This window comes from Variovorax paradoxus (assembly GCF_030811855.1).
GTDB classification, from domain to species: Bacteria; Pseudomonadota; Gammaproteobacteria; order Burkholderiales; family Burkholderiaceae_C; genus Variovorax; species Variovorax paradoxus_L.
This window is the reverse complement of the sequence record NZ_JAUSRN010000004.1, coordinates 161,073-180,830: the sequence shown is the minus strand read 5'-3', so window position 1 is coordinate 180,830 and position 19,758 is coordinate 161,073. Positions and strand designations below refer to the sequence as shown.

The window sequence follows — 19,758 nt, the reverse complement described above, 5'->3', positions numbered from 1 at the left end:
GGGCGAGCCTTTGCCCGCGTTTTTTTAGACCGTCACAACCCGCAGGAGACAGCCACCATGAAGAACCTTCTCAAAGCCACCGCCCTCACCGCCGCCCTGGCCTGCGGCGCATCCGCCGCACAGGCGCAAGCGCCCAAGCAGCCGCTGCGCATTGGCATGACTTTTCAGGAACTGAACAACCCGTACTTCGTCACGATGAAGCAGGCGCTCGAAGAGGCCGCGGCCAGCATCGGTGCGACGGTAGTCACCACCGATGCGCGGCACGACGTGGCCAAGCAGATCGGCGACGTGGAAGATATGATCCAGAAGAAGATCGACATCCTGCTGCTGAACCCGACCGACTCCACCGGCGTGCAGTCGGCGGTGCGCTCGGCCAAGAAGGCGGGCCTGATCGTGGTGGCGGTGGATGCCAATGCGCAGGGGCCGGTCGACTCCTTCGTGGGGTCGAAGAACACCGACGCGGGCCGCCTGGCCTGCGAATACCTCGCCAAGAGCATCGGCGAGAAGGGCGACGTGGCGATCCTCGACGGCATTCCGGTCGTGCCGATCCTGGAGCGCGTGAAGGGCTGCCGCGAAGCGCTCGCCAAGTACCCGAGCATCAAGGTGGTGAGCACGCAGAACGGCAAGCAGGAACGCGCCACCGCGCTCACCGTGACCGAGAACATCCTGCAGGCCAACAAGGACCTGAAGGGTATCTTCAGCGTGAACGACGGCGGCTCGATGGGCGCGCTGGCCGCCATCGAGGCCAGCGGCAAGGACGTGAAGCTCGCCAGCGTGGACGGCGCGCCCGAAGCCATCAAGGCGATGCAGAAGCCAGGCTCGAAGTTCATCGCCACCACCGCGCAGTACCCGCGCGACCAGATCCGCCTGGCGATCGGCATCGCACTTGCCAAGAAGTGGGGTGCGAATGTGCCGGCCGCGGTGCCGGTCGACGTGAAGCTGATCGACGCCGAGGGCGCGAAGACCTTCACCTGGTAATCGGTGTCGGCCATGATCTCCTCCGCAGAAGAAGTAGAGATGCTCCGCCTGGAAGGCGTGTCGAAGCGCTTTCCGGGCGTAAAGGCGCTCTCGGGCATCGACCTTTCGATCCGCAAGGGCGAGGTGCACGCGCTGCTCGGCGAGAACGGCGCGGGCAAGTCCACGCTGATGAAGATCCTCGGCGGCATCTATCAGGCCGACGAGGGCCGCATCTTCATCGAGGGCCGCGAGTGCGAGTTCGCGGGCTACAGCGACGCGATCGCGGCGGGCGTCGGCATCATCTTCCAGGAGTTCAGCCTCATTCCGTACCTGAACGCGGTGGAGAACATTTTTCTCGGCCGCTATCTGAAGAACCGGTTCGGGCTGCTCGACAAGTCCGCGATGAAGCGTTCGGCACAAGCGATCTTCGACGAGCTGGATGTGCAGATCGACCTCGGCGTGCCGATCTGCCGGCTCTCGGTGGCGCAGCAGCAGTTCGTCGAGATCGGCAAGGCGCTGTCGCTCCACGCGAAGCTGCTGGTGCTCGACGAACCCACCGCCACGCTCACGCCCAACGAGGCGGGGCACCTGTTCAAGATCATGCGCGAGTTGCGCGCCAGGGGCGTGGCGATGATCTTCATCTCGCACCACCTGGACGAGATCTTCGAGGTGTGCGACCGCATCAGCGTGCTGCGCGACGGCGCCAATGCAGGGCACACCGAAGTGGGCACTACCGATGTGAATGCGCTGGTCGAGATGATGGTCGGCCGCAGGATCGAGCACAGCTTTCCGCCCAAGCCGCAGCCGTCGCCGCGCGCGCGCAAGGTGCTCGAGGTGCCGGAGATCCAGCTCGCCAAGAGCGGGCCGGTGAACAGCTTCGAGCTGCATGAGGGCGAGATTCTCGGCTTTGCGGGACTGGTCGGCTCGGGCCGCACCGAACTCGCGCTCGGCATGATGGGCGCTGACCGCGTGTACCGCAAGACGGTGCTGCGCAACGGCAAGCCGGTGCGCCTGAACGACCCCACCGAGGCGCTGGAGAACGGCATCGGCTTGCTGCCGGAGAGCCGCAAGGTCGAAGGGTTGATCACCGACTTCACGATCCGCTTCAACATCTCGATGAACAACCTGGGCAAGCACAAGCGCACGGGGCTCGTGAGCCAGAAATCGGAGAAGCAATCGGCCGGCGAACTCTCGAAGCGCGTCGGCGTGAAAGCGCCGGACATCGAGACGCGCGTGGCGACGCTGTCGGGCGGCAACCAGCAGAAGGTGGTGATTGCGCGCTGGCTCGGCCACGCCTGCGAGGTGCTGATCTTCGACGAGCCCACGCGCGGCATCGACGTGGGTGCCAAGGCGGAGATCTACAGCCTGATGCGCGAACTCACGCAGCAGGGCAAGGCCATCATCATGATCTCGAGCGAGCTGCCCGAGATTGTCGGAATGTGCGACCGCGTGGCGGTGTTCTCCGGCGGGTCCATCGTGGCCACGCTTGAAGGGGACGCCATCAATTCAGGCGACGTCATGCGCCACGCTACTTCGTCTGGGAGTCTTCAATGAATGCAGCCGCCACCCACCCCACGCCGCCAGCGCCCGCAGGCGGGTTCTTTACCGAACTGCGACGCTCCACGGCCTTCCTGCCGCTGATCGGCCTGGTCGCGATCTCGATCTTCATGATTGTCGCGACCGACAACTTTCTTTCCTGGGGCAACCTGCAGAACATCGCGCTGCAGTCGTCGATCAACGCCATCATCGCGGTGGGCATGACGGCCGCCATCCTCACCGGCGGCATTGATCTTTCGGTGGGCGCGGTGGTGGCTCTGTCGGGCACGCTGGCCTCGGGAATGATGGTGCAGTTCGGGCTGCCGCCCATGCTTGCGGTGCCGCTCGGCCTGGCCGTGGGCGTGGTGATCGGCCTCTTCAACGGCTACTGCGTGGCCTACCTGCGCATGCCGCCGATCATCGTGACGCTGGCCACCATGGGCATTGCGCGCGGCATCGCACTGATCTACACGGGCGGCTATCCGATCGACGGACTGCCCGACTCGTTCGCCTTTCTCGGCAGCGGCGTGCTCGCGGGCATCAAGGTGCCGATTCTCATCATGCTGGCGACTTACCTCGTGGCGTATGTGCTGCTCAACATGGCGCCCTTCGGCCGCTACGTGTATGCCATTGGCGGCAACGAGGAAGCCACGCGTCTCTCGGGCGTGCGCGTGTCGCGCTACAAGCTGCTGGTGTATGCGCTGAGCGGCTTCACGGCTGCCGTGGCCGGCATCGTGCAGGCGGCGCGCGTCACGAGCGGACAGCCCGGCGTGGGCGTGGGCTTCGAGCTCGATGCCATCGCGGCGGTGGTGATGGGCGGCACGTCCATCGCGGGCGGCCGAGGTGCCATCGTCGGCACGCTGGTCGGTGCGCTGCTGCTGGGCGTGCTGAACAACGGGCTCAACATGATCGGCGTGTCGCCGTATCTGCAATTGATCATCAAGGGCGGGATCGTGCTGCTTGCCATCTTCATCAGCCGGGAAGCAAAACGCTGACCCTCTTCTGCCTTGCTCCTTCCCCTTCCGGGGGAAAACTGGGATGGGGGCAGGCAGGGCGTGCTCATTGGTGACGCTGCTTGCCCCCACCCTGCCCTCCCCCAGAGGGGGAGGGAGAAAACCCAAACCCAACACCCTCTCTGACCACAAGGAATCCATGTCCTATCAAAAGCTCCAGCCCGGCGCATCGGGCGCCATCGGCGAACTCGCCGCGATGCAGGCCGTCGTCTGCCACGGCCCCGAGGACTATCGCCTCGAATCCGTGCCCATGCCGGCCATCGGCCGGAACGAACTGCTGATCTCCATCGCGGCCTGCGGCATCTGCGCCTCCGATTGCAAGTGCCACTCGGGCGCGAAGATGTTCTGGGGCGGCGACAGCCAGCCATCGTGGGTCAAGGCGCCCGTGATCCCGGGCCACGAATTCTTCGGCTATGTCGAAGCGCTTGGCGAAGGCGCAGCTGAGCACTTCGGCGTGGAAAAAGGCGACCGCGTGATCGCCGAGCAGATCGTGCCGTGCGACAAGTGCCGCTTCTGCACCTCGGGCAAATACTGGATGTGCGAAGTGCACAACATCTTCGGCTTCCAGCGCATCGTGGCCGACGGCGGCATGGCCGACTACATGCGACTGCCGCCCACCTCGCGCGTGCACAAGATCCCCGACGGCATCTCGCTGGAAGACGCAGCCATCATCGAGCCGCTCTCGTGCGCGATCCACACGGTGAACCGCGGCGACATCCAGCTCGACGACGTGGTGGTGATCGCCGGCGCCGGCCCGCTCGGCCTGATGATGGTGCAGGTCGCGGCACTCAAGACGCCGAAGAAGCTGATCGTGATCGACCTGGTGCCCGAGCGCCTCGCACTCGCGAAGCAGTTCGGCGCCGACGTCACGATCAACCCGAAGACCGAGAACGCCGACGCCATCGTGAAGGGCCTGACCGAAGGCTACGGCTGCGACGTGTACATCGAGACCACGGGCGCGCCCATCGGCGTGACGCAGGGGCTGGACATGATCCGCAAGCTCGGCCGCTTCGTCGAGTTCAGCGTGTTCGGCTCGGAGACGAGCGCCGACTGGTCGATCATTGGCGACCGCAAGGAGCTCGACGTGCGCGGCGCGCACCTGGGACCCTACTGCTACCCGATTGCCATCGACCTCTTGGCGCGCGGACTCGTCACCTCGAAGGGCATCGTGACGCACGACTTTCCGTTGACCGAGTGGGAACGCGCCTTCACACTGGCCGACTCGCTCGATTCCATCAAGGTGCTGCTCAAGCCGCAGCCCCGGTTCTGAAAGACGTCCTCATGAAACACGTGATCGGCGTCGACATCGGCACGCAGAGCACCAAGTGCCTGCTGGTCGGTATCGACGGCAAGGTGCGTTCGCAAAACAGCGTGGCCTACCAGCCGGAAACGCCAAAGCCGCTGTGGGCGCAGCAGGACTGCGCGGTGTGGCTCGACGCGGTGTGCGAGAGCGTGCGCGCCTGCGTGGCGAAAAGCGGAATTGCGCCCTCCGACATCGCGGCAATGTGCGTGAGCAGCCTGTACGGCGGCGCGGGCATCCCGGTCGATGAAGAAATGCGGCCGCTGCATCCCTGCCTCATCTGGATGGACCGCCGCGCCACCGCCGAGGTCGATGCAGTCAACGCGAATGTCGATGTGGCACGGCTGCAGGCGATCACCGGCAATGGCGTCGACAGCTACTACGGCTTTACCAAGATGCTGTGGATTCGCGAGCACCTGCCCGATGTGTGGGCAAGGACGCGCTACTTTCTGCCGCCCAACAGCTATATCAATTGGCGGCTCAGCGGCGAGCTCGCGGTCGATCACAGTTCGGCCGGCAACATCGGCGGTGTGTACGACACGGCGCGACGTGGCTGGTCGGACGAAGCCATGGACATGCTCGGCATCCCGGCGCGCATGATGCCGCCGCGCCTGGTCGAGTCGAGCGACGTGGTCGGCGGCCTCAGCGCCGAGTGGGCCGCGAAGCTTGGGCTCGCCGAAGGCATGCCGCTGATGGCGGGCGGCGTCGATGCGGCGGTGGCCACCTTCTGCGCCGGCGTCACCGGCAGCGGTGACCACGTCGCGATGATCGGCACCAGCATGTGCTGGGGCTTCGTGAGTCCCACGGTGGATGCGCGCCACAAGCTCATCACGATGCCTCATGTGTACCGCGGCGCGGACCGCAGCTATGTGTTCGGCGGCGCCATCACCGCGGGCGCTGCCGTCACATGGTTTCGAGAGACTTTCTGCCAGGCCGAGGTGGCCGAGGCCGTGCGCACCGGCGAGGACGCGCATGCGCTGATCGAGCGCAAGGCCGTCGACGTGCCGCCCGGTGCGGAAGGCCTGGTCTTCCTGCCTTACATGATGGGCGAGCGCAGCCCCGTATGGGACGCGCAGGCCAAGGGCGCCTTCCTCGGCCTCTCGCTCGCGCACAGCCGCGCGCACCTGTATCGCGCGGTGCTCGAAGGCGTGAGCTTTGCGCTGCAGCACAACATCGAGGCGGGCCGACAAAGCGGACAGCCGCTGGACGAACGATTGATCGTGGTCGGCGGCGCGGCGCATTCGGATCTCTGGATGCAGATCGTGGCGGACGTCACGGGTTACCCGGTGTTCACCATCGAGGAAGAGGTAGAGGCAGCGCTCGGTGCGGCGATGCTCGCGGCACTCGGGGCGGGGCTGGTCGATGCGGCAGCTGCGGAGCGCGGATGGGTCACGCTGGTGGAGCGGGCGCGGCCGGAGCCTGCGGCGCAAGCTGTGTATCGCGAGCGCTTCGAAATCTACAAATCGCTTTATCCCGCATTGCGCGACGCGATGCATCGACTGAAATGACGATCTCCTTCGACTTCTCCGGCCAACGCGCACTCGTGACCGGCGCCAGCAGCGGCATCGGCCGTGCCGTGGCGGTGCGGCTCGCGCAAGCAGGTGCAACAGTGACAGCCATTGGCCGCAACGCCGCCGCACTCGACGCGCTGCACACCGAGGCCGGCTGCACGCCACTCGTGGTCGATCTGGCCAATGCAGTTGCGCTGGAGCGCGCATTGGCTTCGTTGCAAGCCTTCGACCTGGTCGTGAACTGCGCCGGCATCGCACTGCTCGAATCGGCCGTCGGCCTGCAGGCAGAAAGTTTCGACGCCGTGATGGCCGTCAACGCACGCGCCGCAGCACTGGTCGCTTCACGCTGCGGCAAGGCGATGATCGCGGCCGGCGTGCGCGGCAGCATCGTCAACGTCTCGAGCCAGGCCTCGCTGGTCGCGCTCGATGCGCATCTTTGCTATTGCGCATCGAAGGCGGCGATGGACGCGGTCACGCGCTCGCTGTGCCTCGAGTTCGGGCCGCACGGCGTCCGCGTGAACAGCGTGAACCCGACCGTCACACTCACGCCGATGGCCGAGCAGGCGTGGGCCGATCCGGCCAAGAGCGCCGCGGCACTCAAGAACATCCCGATGGGACGCTTTGCACAGGTCGAAGAGGTGGTGGCACCGATTCTCTTTCTGCTTTCCGGCGGCGCTTCGATGATCAGCGGTGCGGCGCTGCCGGTGGACGGCGGCTACACCATTGTCTGAAGAGCCCGCTCACGCGAAGCGGGTGCCGCCCTTGGGCGCTTCGAGCAGCGCATCGAGGTTGCGCGAGATCTTCTGCTCGATCTGCTGGCTGAAGCTGGTGAAAAGGAAACCCAGCGTGGCCTCCAGCTTGAAGGTGTGGGCCGTGACCTCGACCGTGCCGTCGATGCCCGCGCGGCTGAACTGCGCCAGGTCGCGGTCCTTGCCCTCGGTATAGGTGCATTCCAGGCCGTAGTCCTGCTCCACCTGCTGGATCCACTGGCGTGCGACCTCGCGGGCACTGGCAATGCCCAGCGTGTGCTTTCGTTCGATCAGGATGTCAGGCACCGTGTTCTTCTCCGTTGTTGTTGTGGCTGGAATTCGTCTGCTGGATTCCAGTGGCCGTTTGCAATGCGTTCCGCCGCTCTTCGGTCGTCGGCAATGCGGCGATGCGGCGGACCTCCTTGTAGAAGCGTGTCCAGTTGCGGCTCTCTCGTTCGAACAGCGCCTCGAAGGCCGGCACCAGGTCGTCGTAGGCAGCCTGGGCTCCAAAGGCGGCATTGTTCGCGCGGGCCACCCAGCCATCGTAGGCGCCCTGGCGCGGGCCCTGCCATTCTGCGCGAAGCCTGGCATAGCGCTCGCGGAAATCGTCCATGGCCGCTTTCTTCATGGCGTCGACCGCCGGCCAATCGCCCGCCTTGGCCTCCGTCGATTCGTAGGCGCGGTTCAGCGCACGGCGCGTGTCGAGGGCCAGGGCGCGAAACTGCCGGCGCTGTCCGTCGAAGCGCGCGTACTCGCTGCGCGCCGCGTCGCTGGCTTCGCGCTGCAGCCACAACGCACCGCCGATGCGCTCCACCGCGGTGGCATACGACTCGTTGAAGACCGTGTCGCCGGGCACGTAGAGCACTTGGTGCGCGAGCTCGTGAAACACGATGCGAGCCAGCTCGCCTTCGGGATAGCCGATGAAAGTGGACAGCAGCGGATCGCCGCCGGCCCAGTTCATCCAGCCCAGGGTGGAATATGCGGGCACCGGGTACACCGCCGATTCCATTCCCTTGCTGCGCTGCGCCTCGGCTTCGGCCCTGGCCGCCGCCTCGTCGTAGTAGCCGCGGTAGCCCACGCAGCCCGCCACCGGAAAGCACCAGTTCTTGAGCGTGAGCGAGTACGGCGGCGCGGCCACCACGTTCCATACGGCCGCAGGTCGGCGCAGGTCGGCGTACGACTTGTAGCTGGGGTTGTCGGGGAGGGCCAGTTCGGTCACGGCAAAGCGCCGGATGCGCTGCGTGAGTTCGAGCTTGGCCTTGAGCGGTTCGGAAACAGCCGGATCCGAGAGCCAGTCGGGCACCGGCTTGGCGGCCCGCATGATCCCGATGTGGCCGCTGGCCGATTGCCAGTAGTAGCCCAGGTCGGCGCAGCCGCCGAGCAGCAACAGGGCGGCCGCTGCAGTGAATGCCGGCGCTGCCCTCACCCCTGCCCGCCCCCCTCGGGCGAAGGAGCGAGACGCTCCACCTGCACCAGGCAGTCGTAGAAGGTCGGGCCGCGGCCGATGTCGGTCAGGCGCTGGCTGGTGAGCTCGTTGATGTTGGTGCCGTCCATGCCCAGCTTGCGCCACCAGATCCCCATGCCGTGCACCACGCCCGGCCGCGCGCGACGCGAGACCTCGGCGCGGCAGCGGTGCTCGCCCCGGCGGTTGAAGACGCGCACGGTGGCGCCGTTCTCGATGCCGCGCGCGGCCGCGTCGGCCTCGTGGATCTCGAGCAGCGGTTCGCCCTCGATGGCGCGCAGGCTCGTCACGTTGACGAACGTCGAATTGAGGAAATTACGCGCGGGCGGCGAGATCATGGCCAGCGGAAACTCGGTGGAACTGCCCGCCGCTTCGTAGTTGGGCACATGGTCGGGCAGCCCGTCCATGCCTTGCGCCTGAAGCCGCTCGCTGAAGAATTCGCAGCGGCCCGAGGGTGTCGGAAACTTGCCGTCGGCAAAGGGCGCTTCAGGCAGCTTCAGGCTGGTGAAGCCTTGCGCCAGCAATTGTTCGTAGTCGATGGCGCCCGGCGCAAACGCGCTGCGGCACAGCGCCTCGTCGTCGTCCGAGAAGCAGGGCTCATCGAAACCCATGCGGCGCGCGAGTTCGCGAAACACCCAGGCGTTGCTGCGCGCCTCGCCACGCGGCGCCACCGCAGGGCGATTCAACAGCACGTCCGTGTGGCCGTAGCTGCAGTGGATGTCCCAGTGCTCCAGCTGGGTGGTGGCGGGCAGCAGGTAGTCGGCGTAGTCGGCGGTGTCGGTGCGGAACTGCTCCAGCACCACGGTGAAGAGGTCTTCGCGCGCGAAGCCCGCCACCACCTTGCCCGACTCGGGCGCCACCGCGACCGGGTTGCTGTTGTAGACCACGATGGCCTTCACCGGCTTGGCCTCGTCCAGCAGCGCATCGCCGATGGTGCTCATGTTCACGGTGCGCGGCTTTCGGCCGGCGAGCAGGTCGGGCCGCTGCAGCGCGGCGCGGTCGGCCGGGAAGTGGCCCGAGCTGCTCAAGAGGATCCCGCCCGCGCGGTTGCGCCAGGCGCCCACCAGCGCCGGCAGGCAGGCGATGGCGCGCGCCGCGTTGCCGCCGCCTCGCACGCGCTGCATGCCGTAGTTCAGGCGAATCGCCGCCGGTTTGGTGGTGCCGTAGGCCTCTGCCAACGCCACGATCTGCGCCTCGGGCACGCCGCACACGGCGGCGGCGCGCGCGGGCGGCCATTGCAAGGCGCGTTCGCGCAGCAGCTCCCAGCCGAGCGTGTGCTTGGCAATGTAGTCATGGTCCAGCCAGTCGTGAACGATGAGCTCATGCATCAGCGCGAGGGCCAGCGCGGCGTCAGTGCCGGGCAGCAGGGCGATGTGCTCGTCGCACTTGTCGGCAGTTTCGGTCTTGCGCGGGTCTATGCATACCAGCCGCGCCCCCGCCCGCTTGGCGGCTTGCGCATGGCGCCAGAAATGCAGGTTGCTGGCAATGGAGTTGCTGCCCCAGATCAGGATCAGCTTCGCCTCGGCGAAAAACTCGATCCGCATGCCGACTTTGGCGCCCAGTGTGTGGACCATCGCCTCGCCGCCCGCCATGGAGCAGATCGTGCGATCCAGCAGCGAGGCGCCCAACTTGTGGAAAAAACGACGATCCATGGACTCGCCCTGGACCAAACCCATCGTGCCAGCGTAACTATAAGGCACAATTGTGTCTGGATTTGTCTGCAATGCGCGGAGATGCGCGGCGATGTCGTCAAGCGCGACCTCCCAGCTCACGGGTTCGAACCGTCCACTGCCCTTGGGGCCGGACCGTTTGAGGGGCTGGACGAGTCGTTCGGTATGGTCGTTGCGTTCGATGTAGCGCGAGACCTTGGTGCAAAGAACGCCAGCCGTGTGCGAATGGGCCGGATTGCCCTGCAGCTTCACGGCCACCCCGTCCTGGACGGTGGTGACAAAGGCGCAGGTATCCGGGCAGTCGTGCGGACAGGCGCCCAGGACCGTGGAGGTGGGAGTGGGGAGAACAGCTGTTGTGGAGACCGGGGCATCGACCATCCGGCAAGTCTAAAGTTTTCCAGGTTTGGCGCGCCACAGTGCGCGCAGAAGAGGTTTTCACCATGATGAATCGCAGACATTTTTCAGTGGCCGCAGGCGCAGCGACACTGGGTGGCTTCCAGTTGGCCCGGGCGCAGGGCGACACCCCGCTCGTTCTTGGCCAGTCGGCGCCTTTCACCGGGCCGGCCGCGCAGCTCGGCATCCAGTTTCACCAGGGCGCCAAGCTGTTCCTGGATCAGTACAACGCCCAGCCCGGCCGCCGCCAGGTGGTGATCAAGAATCTGGACGACGGCTACGAGCCCGACCGATGCGCCGCCAACACGCAAAAGCTGATCGAAGAGGATGTGTTCGCGCTCTTTGGCTACATCGGCACGCCCACCAGCCTGGCGGCAATGCCGCTCGCGGTGAAGGACAAGGTGCCCTTCATTGCACCGTTCACCGGTGCGATGTCGCTGCGCGAACCCTTTCAGAAGAACGTGTTCCACCTGCGCGCCTCGTACAACGACGAGACCGCGCTCATCGTGAAGCAGCTCACTCACCTGCACCTGAAGAAGATCGCGGTCTTCTATCAGAACGACGCCTACGGCAAGGCCGGGCTCGACGGCGTGACGCTAGCGCTCTCGCAGCAGGACCTGAAGCCGCTGGCGCTGGCCACGGTGGAGCGCAATTCGGTCGATGTAGCGGCGGCGGTGAAAACCATCGTCGCTGCCAAGCCCGACGCAGTTGTCCAAGTGGGAGCGTACAAGGCCTGCGCCGCCTTCATCCGCCAGGCACGCAAGGCGGGCTACGGCGGCACCTTCTTCAACGTGTCTTTCGTGGGCACCCAGGCGCTGGCCGACGAACTCGGCAAGGAGGGTGCGGGCGTCATGGTGACGCAGGTGGTGCCCTCGCCCTACAACCCGGCCAACGCGCTCACGCGCGAGTTCAGCGACGCGGTGAAAAAGGTAGGCGCCAGCGCCAGCGCCAATTTCTCGAGCATGGAAGGCTACCTGGCCGCCAAGGTGCTGACCGAGGGCCTGCGCCGTGCCACGGGCAAAGTCACGCGCGACAGCCTCATCGCGGGCCTCGAAAGCATCGACCGGCAGCAGTTCGGCGGCTTCGAGGTGTCGTTCTCGGCCAAGAACCACGTGGCATCGAAGTTCGTCGAACTGTCGATGATCACGGCGGACGGCCGGGTCAGGACCTAAGCCTTCCGCTGCTCGTCAGCCGCTGAGGCCGTCCACCGCCTGGAACATGGCCTGGCGGGCCTGGCTGACCACCTGGCCGCGCCAGGCATCGGTGTCCGTGTAGAAGGCCTCGCGCATGCGCGCGCGGATGCCGTCGGCCAGGTCGGCCGGCGCCTCTGGATGCTTGTGCAGCCAGTGGTCCGCGCGGAGGGCGTTCAGCACATCCAGCATCGGCAGCGTGCCGTACTCGAGCGCGATGCCGGTGTACTCGGCCGCCGGACACTCCTGGTACACCGCTTCGCACATCAGGCCGCGCAGCGGCGCCGAGGTGGACGAACCGTCGTAGATCGACGTGACCGGCGCCGCGGGCGTGCCCCACCAATCGTTGGCACGGGCACAGGCTGCCTTGTCGTCACGGCCGGCGAAGATGCGCTCCCCGATACCGTTCGGGCCAAGCCCCGTGTGCAGGTCGATCCAGCCCAGCCGGCGGGCACTGCCCGCGTGGCGGCGCAGCACGCTTCGCAGCGCCTTGTTGCTCCAGGTCTCGGCCTTGCCGCCGAAGAACAGCCCGTCGCCGAACTGGTATTGCCCGCCGCTCACCGCCGCCTGAAACGCGGCGGCACCATGCTTGCCGATCCACTTCTCCAGGGCCGCCTGGTTGTCAGGGGTGGGCGGCCAGGTGTCGGGCAAAAGCAGCGGATGCAGCTTGGCGTAGGCATCGTTCGCAGGCAGCGGTTTCGAGAAATCGACGAAATTCCGGTTCAGGTCGACGCCTTCGTGCGTGACGCGCCGCCCGTGCGAAAAGCCGTGCGGATTGAGCGCGTGCACGTACAGCACCGCGACACCCTGCGCCTTGGCCTTCTCGCGCCACTCGGCATCGTGCAGCGCAAACACCTGCACGCCGCTGCCGCAATGGCCTTCGACACCATGGCAGGCGCTGGAGACGATCAGCAGGCGCTTCGCATTGGCGGCTCCGTCGAGCGCCACGTCCATCGAGAGCTCTTCCCCACCCTGCCCCTTGCCGGGATGCGCATGCGGCTCGACCGTGAGGCCGGCGCTCACGCAGGCCTGCAGGAACTTCTGGCGCGCCTGCGCGTAGCGGGGCGAAAACGCCTCGCCGATGCCGATCAAGGCGCGTCTCCCCCTGGCTTAAGGAATTGCTCTGCGAGTTGCACCCAGCAGGTGGCCCCCAGTGGAATCAGCTCGTCGTTGAAGTCGTAGCTCGCGTTGTGCAGCGTGCACGGGCCTTCGCCGTGGTGCACGTCGCGGTGCGAGCCGTCGCCATTGCCGATGAAGGCATAGGCGCCGGGCTTGGCCTGCAGCATGAAGGCGAAGTCTTCCGAGGTCATGGCGGCTTCCTGCCGCAGCACGTTCTCCGGCCCGACGATGCCGCCCATCACGCGGCGTGCAAAGTTGGCCTCGGCCTCGGTGTTGATGGTGGGCGGGTAGTAGCGCTCGAAGCGGAAGTCGCAGGTCGCGTCGTGCGCGGCGCAAATGTGCTCGGCAATCTTCCGCATGCGCGATTCGATGAGGTCGAGCACTTCAATGGAGAAGGTGCGCACCGTGCCCGTCAACTCGCAGTTGTCGGGAATCACGTTGTTGGCTTCGCCCGCATGGATGGTCGTGACCGAGATCACGGCCGAGTCGGTCGGCTTCATCTTGCGCGTGACGATGGTCTGGAACGCCTGCACGATCTCGCAGGCGATGGGCACCGGATCGATGCCGGTCTGCGGCAGCGCGGCATGGCCGCCCTTGCCGATGATGTTGATGTAGAACTTGTTGCCCGAAGCCATCACCGGACCCGGGCTCACCGCGAACTGGCCAGCCTTCATGCCGGGCCAGTTGTGCATGCCGAACACGGCGTCCATGGGGAACTGCTCGAAGAGCCCTTCCTTGATCATCTCGCGCGCGCCGCCGCCGCCCTCTTCGGCCGGCTGGAAGATCAGGTAGACCGTGCCGTCGAAATTGCGGTGCTTCGCCAGGTGTTGCGCCGCGGCCAGCAGCATGGCGGTGTGGCCGTCGTGCCCGCAGGCGTGCATCTTGCCGTGGTGCTTGCTGGCGTGGGCGAAGGTGTTGAGTTCGGTGACGGGCAGCGCGTCCATGTCGGCGCGCAGGCCGACGGCGCGGCTGCTGGTGCCGTTCTTGACGATGCCGACCACGCCGGTGGTGCCCAGGCCGCGGTGAATGGGAATGCCCCACTCGGTGAGCTTGCCTGCCACCACGTCGGCGGTACGGACTTCTTGGAAGCAAAGTTCGGGATGGGCGTGAAGGTCACGTCGGACGGCGGCGATGCCGGCCGCCTGCGTGACGAGCGAATCGATGAGTTTCATGGGGCACAGTCTAGGCTTTGCGGAAACCTCCGCAAAGACTGTGCCGGGCAAACCCTCAGGCTGTGTTCAAGAAAACCCGATCAGCGGCCGATGCTCTTCAGGTAGTCTGCGCGCGCGGCCAGCGCCGTGTCGGTGAAGTCGGTGAACACGCCGTCCACGCCCAGCTTGTAATACACCGCGTACTCGTTCTTGCCGGCGTTGCCGTAATCGGCCGCGAGCCGGCGCGACTCGTTGCGGAAGGTAAACGGGTGCACGAAGAGCCCCGCCTTGTGCGCATCGGCAACAAGGGTGGTGGGCGCGATGGAGGTGGCGTCGGCGTCGTTGATCTTGCCGTCCTTGTTGACGTCCAACGGCTTGCCGTCGGCGCCGATGGTCCCCTTGACGCTCACGATGTAGCGCTTCCACGGGCCAATGCCGTCGGCATAGGTCTTGATCTCGGCCAGGCCCGCGGGCGTGACCATGGCGTCGAAGTTGCGCTTGTCGCCGGCCTTGGTCCAGTCATAGGGGCGGTCGCTCGGCACTGCAAAGGTCACGGCGCCGGTCTTCAGGTCGACGCTGTCGCCATCGATCAGCTGGATCAGCCGGGTATTGAGGCCCTTGCTCTTCATGTACTTGAGGCTGCCCGGCTCGAAGGACTGCACGTAGATGGGCGCGGTCTTGCTGTTCCAGCCGGCGGCGTTGATGGCCGCGATGACCTTGTCTTCCATCGGCAGCCCGAGTTCGCGGAAGTAGGTCGGGTTCTTGGTCTCGGGATAGATCGCGATGGTGCGGCCGGTTTCCTTCGACTTGGCCTTGGCGAAGTCGATGATCTCCTGGAAGGTCACGACCTTGAACTTGCCGTTGAATTCCTGCGGCCGCTCGGCGTCGGTGGAAATGCCACCCAGCGTCTTGATCTCGGCCAGCGTGAAGTCGTTGCTGAACCAGCCGGTCTGGGTTTCGCCGTCGACCTTGATGGTCTTCTTGCGCGAGGCGAAGCGGGGGTGCTTGGCCACGTCGGTGCTGATGGCCAGGTTGGGGTCGTGGCGGGCGATGAGCACGCCGTCCTTGGTGGAGACCAGGTCCATCTCGATCACGTCGGCGCCGAGCTCGATAGCGCGCGCATAGGCTTCGAGCGTCTGCTCCGGCAAGTAGCCCGAAGCGCCGCGGTGCGCGATGACCAGCGGCGACTGGCCATCGAGCGTCAGCAGCTTCTGGGACGAACCGGGACCGGTGCTGCCGCAGGCCGCAAGGCAGAGGGCGGCCGTTGCGGCAAGGGCGTAGTGTTGGGTGCGCATCGTCTTTTTCTCCATCCAAAAGAGGCGCAGGGTACCCGCTCCGCATGACGGCAAGGGCGCTCATCGGCGCGGCGCGCCGACTTCTTGGACAATCTGTTGCATGCTCCACACGCTTTCCCCTCAAAGCCTCGCACTCGCCCAGGCGCTGGTGCGCATGAACACCGTCAGTGCCAACAGCAACCTGCAGCTGATCGACCTCGCGCAAAGCCACTTGGCCGCCCTGGGCGTGAAGAGCCGCATCACCTACAACGCCGAACGCACCAAGGCCAACCTGTTTGCCACGCTCGGCGAGGGCAAGCCGGCCGGCGTCATCATTTCGGGTCACACCGACACCGTGCCCTGGGACGGGCAGGAATGGAGCGTCGATCCGCTCTCCGCCACGGTGAAGGACGAGCGCCTTTATGGCCGCGGCTCGGCCGACATGAAGAGCTTCATCGCGATCGCGCTGTCCAATGCCGGGCGCTTCCTGGAAAGCGATTCGCCCTTCGCGGTGCACTTCGCCTTCAGCTATGAAGAAGAGATCGGCTGCTTCGGCGTGAAGGAGCTCATCGCCGACATGCGCGACGCCGGCATCAAGCCCGTTGCCTGCATCGTGGGCGAGCCCACCAGCATGGTGCCGGCCATCGCGCACAAGGGCGTGTACCGCTACCGCTGCTGCGTGCGCGGCAAGGAGGCGCATTCGTCGCTCACGCCGCACTCGGTCAATGCCATCGAGATGGCGGCGCGCGTGGTCGGCAAGGTGCGGGACATGGCCGAAGGCTTCGAGCGCAGCGAGCCGCGCTACGAGGGCTTCGACGTGCCCTTCAGCACCGCGAGCGTGGGCCAGTTCCACGGCGGCATTGCCGACAACGTGGTGCCGCGCGATGCCGAGTTCCGTTATGAATTCCGCGACCTCCCGACCGCCGACGCCAAGAAGATGCAGGACGAAGTCGTCTCTTATGCCGCCAGCCTCGAAGCGTCGATGAAGAAGGTGGCGCCCGACGCGGGCTTCCGCTTCGAGACCATCTGCGAGATTCCGAGCTTCCTCGGCGCGGCGGGCGATCCGGTCACGCAGCTCGCTCAGCGCCTCTCGGGCGAAGAGCGCACCACGCTGGTGGCTTTCGGCACCGAGGCGGGCCTGTTCAAGAACGCCGGCATCCCCACCGTGGTGTGCGGCCCGGGCAGCATCAACCAGGCGCACCAGCCCGACGAGTTCGTGAGCCTCGAGCAATTGGGGCGCTGCGAGCTGTTCATGGAGCGCCTCGCATCGACCCCCAAGATCGGCTGATGGCGGCGCCGAAGGGCTCGCGTTGGACCGCATGAAGCGCGTCGCGCTCGGCCTGCTGTGCGCCGCCGCGCTGCTCTATGCGCTGGCCAGCGCGCTGCAGGGTCAGCATCCGGCCTGGGGCTACGTGGCCGCCTTTGCCGAAGCCGCGATGGTCGGCGCCATTGCCGACTGGTTCGCGGTGGTGGCGCTGTTCCGGCATCCGCTCGGCCTGCCGATTCCGCACACCGCGATCATCCCGAGCAACAAGGACCGCATCGGCGCCAAGCTGGCCGGCTTCATCTGCAACAACTTCCTGAGCACGGAACAGGTGCTTGCCAAGCTGCGGCAGTTCGATGCGGCCGGACGGCTGGCCGACTGGCTCGCGCGCCCGGCCAGCGGTGAAAAGCTCGGCGAGTGGGGCGTTGCGGCCGCGCGCTATGGCCTCTCGGCATTCGACGACGAGCGTGTGCGCGCCTTCATGGGACGCACGGCCGCCGCGGGGCTCGAGAAGATCGATCTTTCGCGCCTGATGGGCCAGGCGCTGGACGCACTCACGGCCGGCGGGCGCCACCAGGCGCTGCTCGACGACGTGCTGCAGCAGTTGGCCGGCCTGCTCGATGGGGAAGAGGTTCAGTCGCACATCACGGAGGCCATTGCGCGCGAGATCAAGACGCTGCGCTACGTGGGCCTGGACCAGGTGGCGGCCAAGCTCGCGACACGCAAGATCGTGGCGGCCGTGGCCCGCACCATCGCCGAACTGGCGGCCGAGCCCGACCACCCCATGCGCAAGCGCTTCGATCACTTCGTTGACGACTTCGTGGTGCGGCTCAAGCTCGACCCCGAGTTCCAGCAGCGCGGCGAGCAGATCCGAGCCGAGCTGATGGCGCATCCTGCCCTCGGCGACTACCTGCACAGCATCTGGGGCGAGCTTTTGGCCTGGCTGCATGACGATCTCGGTCGGAGCGATTCGACGATCGGCCGGCGCATCGCATCGATGGCCGGCGCGCTGGGCCAGCGGCTGCAGGCCGACGAGGCGATCCGCCACTGGATCAACGAGCAGATCGAAGCGGCCGCGCCGCTGGCCATCGAGCGCTACCGCGAGGACATCCGCCGCTACATCGAGGAGCGCGTCGGCGAATGGAATGCGAGCGAGATGACCGACGAGCTGGAGCGCCACATCGGGCGCGACCTGCAGTTCATCCGGATCAACGGCACGCTGGTGGGTGGACTGGTGGGGCTCACCATTCACACGGTGACGCAGCTGTTGCGCGGGTGAACGGCGCGCAACCGCGGGTAATCCGCAGCGGACGAAAGTGCACATGTCGCGGTGGCGATTGCGCCACTGCCCCTTCCTCCTTCTAGACTGCGCGCGCACTCACCAGAAGGAGAAGACATGCCCCGTCGCCCGTTTTGCGCCGCCGCGCTGATTGCCATGTTCGCGCTGCTGGGCGCCTGCGGAAGCCTTGCACCGAAACCACCGCCCACCCGGCCCGCGTCATGGTCCGAGCCCGAAGCGCTGGTGCCGCCATCCTCGTTTGCCGGGGTCCACGGGCTGGCCATCGACAAGAAGGGCCGCCTGCTTGCGGGCTCGGTGCTGGGCAATACGCTGTGGGAAGTCGACCGCACCAACGGCGCGGCCAAGGTCTTGATCGACGCGCCCGAAGGCCAGGCCGACGACATCGCCGTGGGGCCCAATGGCGAGCTGGCGTGGACCAACTACCTCATGGGCATGCTCCGCTACCGCGAAAGCGACGGTGCGCCGATGCGCGTGCTCGCCAAGGATCTGCCCGGCCTCAACTCGCTAGACTTCGATCGCCGCAACCACAAGCTTTACGCCTCGCAGGTGTTTTTGGGCGATGCGCTGTGGGAGATCGACCGCGCGGGCCAAAAGCCGCCGCGGCTTATCAAGAAGGACATGGGCGGTTTCAACGGCTTCGAGGTCGGCCCGGACGGCATGCTCTACGGGCCGCTGTGGTTCAAGGGCCAAGTGGTGAAGATCGACCCGGCCAACGGCAACATGACCGTGATTGCCGACGGATTCAAGATTCCCGCGGCCGCCAACCTGGACGGCAAGGGCAATCTCTGGGTGGTCGATGCGCGCAGCGGGGAGTTGGTCAAGGTGGACCTCGCCACCGGCCGCAAGACCGTCGCCAAGCAGCTGCGCCCCTCGCTCGACAACCTCGCCATTGCGCCCGACGGCACGATCTACGTGTCGAACATGGCCAACAACGAAATCCAGGCCTTCGACCCCGCAACCGGCGCGCTGCGCATGCTCACCAGCGGCAAGCTTGCGGCGCCGGCCGGACTCAAGATCGACGGCAACACGCTCTGGGTGGCGGACGTTTTCGGCTTCCGCCAGGTGAATGTGCGCACTGGCGAAGTGCGCGACGTGTTCCGCATGCAGCGCGACCCCGATCTCGACTATCCGTTTGCGGTCGGCGTCTCGGGCACGCTCTTCGCGCTGACCTCATGGTTCACGGGCACGGTGCAGCTGGTCGACCGGCAGACGCTCAGGACCGTCGAAACCATCCATGGACTGAAGGCGCCGTTCGACGCCATTCCCATGCCGGACGGCAGCGTGATCTATGCGGAGATTGCCACCGGCACCATCACCCGCGCGCGGGGCCTTCATTTTGCGGAGAAGCAAGTGCTCGCCAGTGGACTGGGCGGCCCGGTGCAGATGATCGTGGGACAGGACGGCGCGCTGTACGTCACCGAGGCCGCTGGCAAGCTGACGCGCATTCCGCTGGATGCGAGCGCCCCGCTGCGCGCCATCGCAGAAGGTCTTGCACTGCCGGAAGGCGTGGCCCAGACGCCGTGGGGCAGCTTCATCGTGGCCGAAAGCGCCGCGCGCCGGCTGGTGGAGATAAACCCCGCCGACGGCTCGCGCCGCACTGTGGCGGAAAACCTGCCGATCGGATTGGCCGCCGGCCCCGGGTTGCCTCCGCCTTATGTGGTGACGGGGGTCGCGGTGGGGAGCGACGGAACCATCTACATGTCGGCGGACCGCAACAACGCGATCTATCGGATTCGCCCGAAATACTGAGGCGGGAAGACTCGTGGTCGAGCGTCCCGTGACTCTTGTGGGCCGCACCAGCCAATTGGCGCAAGCCGGGCGCGCATCGGCGCCCTAGAGTCGGTGCAGAGCGAAAGCGTTCTGCACTGA

At 66.3% G+C, this 19,758-nt stretch carries 16 protein-coding genes; 10 read left to right on the top strand and 6 right to left on the bottom strand.

Annotated features, from left to right (window positions below; translation table 11 throughout):
- The first annotated feature begins 57 nt into the window (after nucleotides 1-57).
- The 6 genes from J2X92_RS10645 (at nucleotide 58) to J2X92_RS10620 (ending at nucleotide 7,048) form a co-directional block, all read left to right on the top strand.
- A complete protein-coding gene (locus tag J2X92_RS10645; RefSeq protein ID WP_307575544.1) occupies nucleotides 58-978 on the top strand; it encodes an ABC transporter substrate-binding protein in 921 nt (306 codons plus the stop codon).
- Between the two features lie 39 nt (nucleotides 979-1,017).
- Nucleotides 1,018-2,511, top strand: a complete 1,494-nt coding sequence (locus J2X92_RS10640; protein ID WP_307575542.1) for a sugar ABC transporter ATP-binding protein — start codon at nucleotides 1,018-1,020, stop codon at nucleotides 2,509-2,511.
- A complete protein-coding gene (locus J2X92_RS10635; RefSeq protein WP_307575539.1) occupies nucleotides 2,508-3,488 on the top strand; it encodes an ABC transporter permease in 981 nt (326 codons plus the stop codon). The genes J2X92_RS10640 and J2X92_RS10635 overlap by 4 nt, the downstream gene beginning before the upstream one ends.
- A 157-nt stretch (nucleotides 3,489-3,645) precedes the next feature.
- Nucleotides 3,646-4,776, top strand: a complete 1,131-nt coding sequence (locus J2X92_RS10630; RefSeq protein WP_307575538.1) for an alcohol dehydrogenase catalytic domain-containing protein — start codon at nucleotides 3,646-3,648, stop codon at nucleotides 4,774-4,776.
- Between the two features lie 11 nt (nucleotides 4,777-4,787).
- Nucleotides 4,788-6,314, top strand: a complete 1,527-nt coding sequence (locus tag J2X92_RS10625) for an FGGY-family carbohydrate kinase (RefSeq protein WP_307575537.1) — start codon at nucleotides 4,788-4,790, stop codon at nucleotides 6,312-6,314.
- Entirely contained in the window at nucleotides 6,311-7,048 is a 738-nt protein-coding gene (locus tag J2X92_RS10620) for an SDR family oxidoreductase (protein WP_307575536.1), read from the top strand. Before J2X92_RS10625 ends, J2X92_RS10620 begins: the two co-directional genes overlap by 4 nt.
- A gap of 9 nt (nucleotides 7,049-7,057) precedes the next feature.
- On the opposite strand, the gene J2X92_RS10615 is transcribed toward J2X92_RS10620, so the two are convergent.
- The 3 genes from J2X92_RS10615 to J2X92_RS10605 are packed head-to-tail and all read right to left on the bottom strand — an operon-like array spanning nucleotide 7,058 to nucleotide 10,576.
- On the bottom strand, nucleotides 7,058-7,372 hold the full coding sequence (locus tag J2X92_RS10615) for a polyhydroxyalkanoic acid system family protein (RefSeq protein WP_307575534.1): 315 nt from the start codon (nucleotides 7,370-7,372) through the stop codon (nucleotides 7,058-7,060).
- Nucleotides 7,365-8,492 carry an aminopeptidase gene (locus tag J2X92_RS10610; protein WP_307575533.1) on the bottom strand — a complete coding sequence of 376 codons (1,128 nt, stop codon included), beginning with the start codon at nucleotides 8,490-8,492 and terminating at the stop codon, nucleotides 7,365-7,367. Before J2X92_RS10610 ends, J2X92_RS10615 begins: the two co-directional genes overlap by 8 nt.
- Nucleotides 8,489-10,576 (bottom strand): molybdopterin-containing oxidoreductase family protein, encoded by a 2,088-nt coding sequence (locus J2X92_RS10605; protein WP_307575531.1) that lies wholly within the window; start codon nucleotides 10,574-10,576, stop codon nucleotides 8,489-8,491. The genes J2X92_RS10610 and J2X92_RS10605 overlap by 4 nt, the downstream gene beginning before the upstream one ends.
- A 62-nt stretch (nucleotides 10,577-10,638) precedes the next feature.
- Between J2X92_RS10605 and J2X92_RS10600 the strand changes: the two genes are divergently transcribed.
- Nucleotides 10,639-11,763 (top strand): ABC transporter substrate-binding protein, encoded by a 1,125-nt coding sequence (locus J2X92_RS10600; protein WP_307575529.1) that lies wholly within the window; start codon nucleotides 10,639-10,641, stop codon nucleotides 11,761-11,763.
- A 15-nt stretch (nucleotides 11,764-11,778) separates the two neighbouring features.
- On the opposite strand, the gene J2X92_RS10595 is transcribed toward J2X92_RS10600, so the two are convergent.
- The 3 genes from J2X92_RS10595 to J2X92_RS10585 form a co-directional block, all read right to left on the bottom strand.
- Nucleotides 11,779-12,873 carry a M14 family metallopeptidase gene (locus J2X92_RS10595; RefSeq protein ID WP_307575528.1) on the bottom strand — a complete coding sequence of 365 codons (1,095 nt, stop codon included), beginning with the start codon at nucleotides 12,871-12,873 and terminating at the stop codon, nucleotides 11,779-11,781.
- Complete coding sequence (locus tag J2X92_RS10590; protein WP_307575527.1) at nucleotides 12,870-14,072, bottom strand: M20 aminoacylase family protein; 1,203 nt, start codon at nucleotides 14,070-14,072, stop codon at nucleotides 12,870-12,872. The genes J2X92_RS10595 and J2X92_RS10590 overlap by 4 nt, the downstream gene beginning before the upstream one ends.
- Nucleotides 14,073-14,152: 80 nt before the next feature.
- Complete coding sequence (locus tag J2X92_RS10585) at nucleotides 14,153-15,346, bottom strand: glycerophosphodiester phosphodiesterase (protein WP_307575526.1); 1,194 nt, start codon at nucleotides 15,344-15,346, stop codon at nucleotides 14,153-14,155.
- 100 nt (nucleotides 15,347-15,446) lie between these two features.
- On the opposite strand from J2X92_RS10585, the gene argE reads away from it, so the two are divergent.
- The 3 genes from argE (at nucleotide 15,447) to J2X92_RS10570 (ending at nucleotide 19,638) form a co-directional block, all read left to right on the top strand.
- Nucleotides 15,447-16,613 carry an acetylornithine deacetylase gene (gene argE / locus J2X92_RS10580; protein WP_307575525.1) on the top strand — a complete coding sequence of 389 codons (1,167 nt, stop codon included), beginning with the start codon at nucleotides 15,447-15,449 and terminating at the stop codon, nucleotides 16,611-16,613.
- Between the two features lie 31 nt (nucleotides 16,614-16,644).
- Entirely contained in the window at nucleotides 16,645-17,868 is a 1,224-nt protein-coding gene (locus J2X92_RS10575; RefSeq protein WP_307575523.1) for a DUF445 domain-containing protein, read from the top strand.
- A gap of 117 nt (nucleotides 17,869-17,985) precedes the next feature.
- Complete coding sequence (locus J2X92_RS10570) at nucleotides 17,986-19,638, top strand: PQQ-binding-like beta-propeller repeat protein (RefSeq protein ID WP_307575522.1); 1,653 nt, start codon at nucleotides 17,986-17,988, stop codon at nucleotides 19,636-19,638.
- Nucleotides 19,639-19,758: the final 120 nt, after the last annotated feature.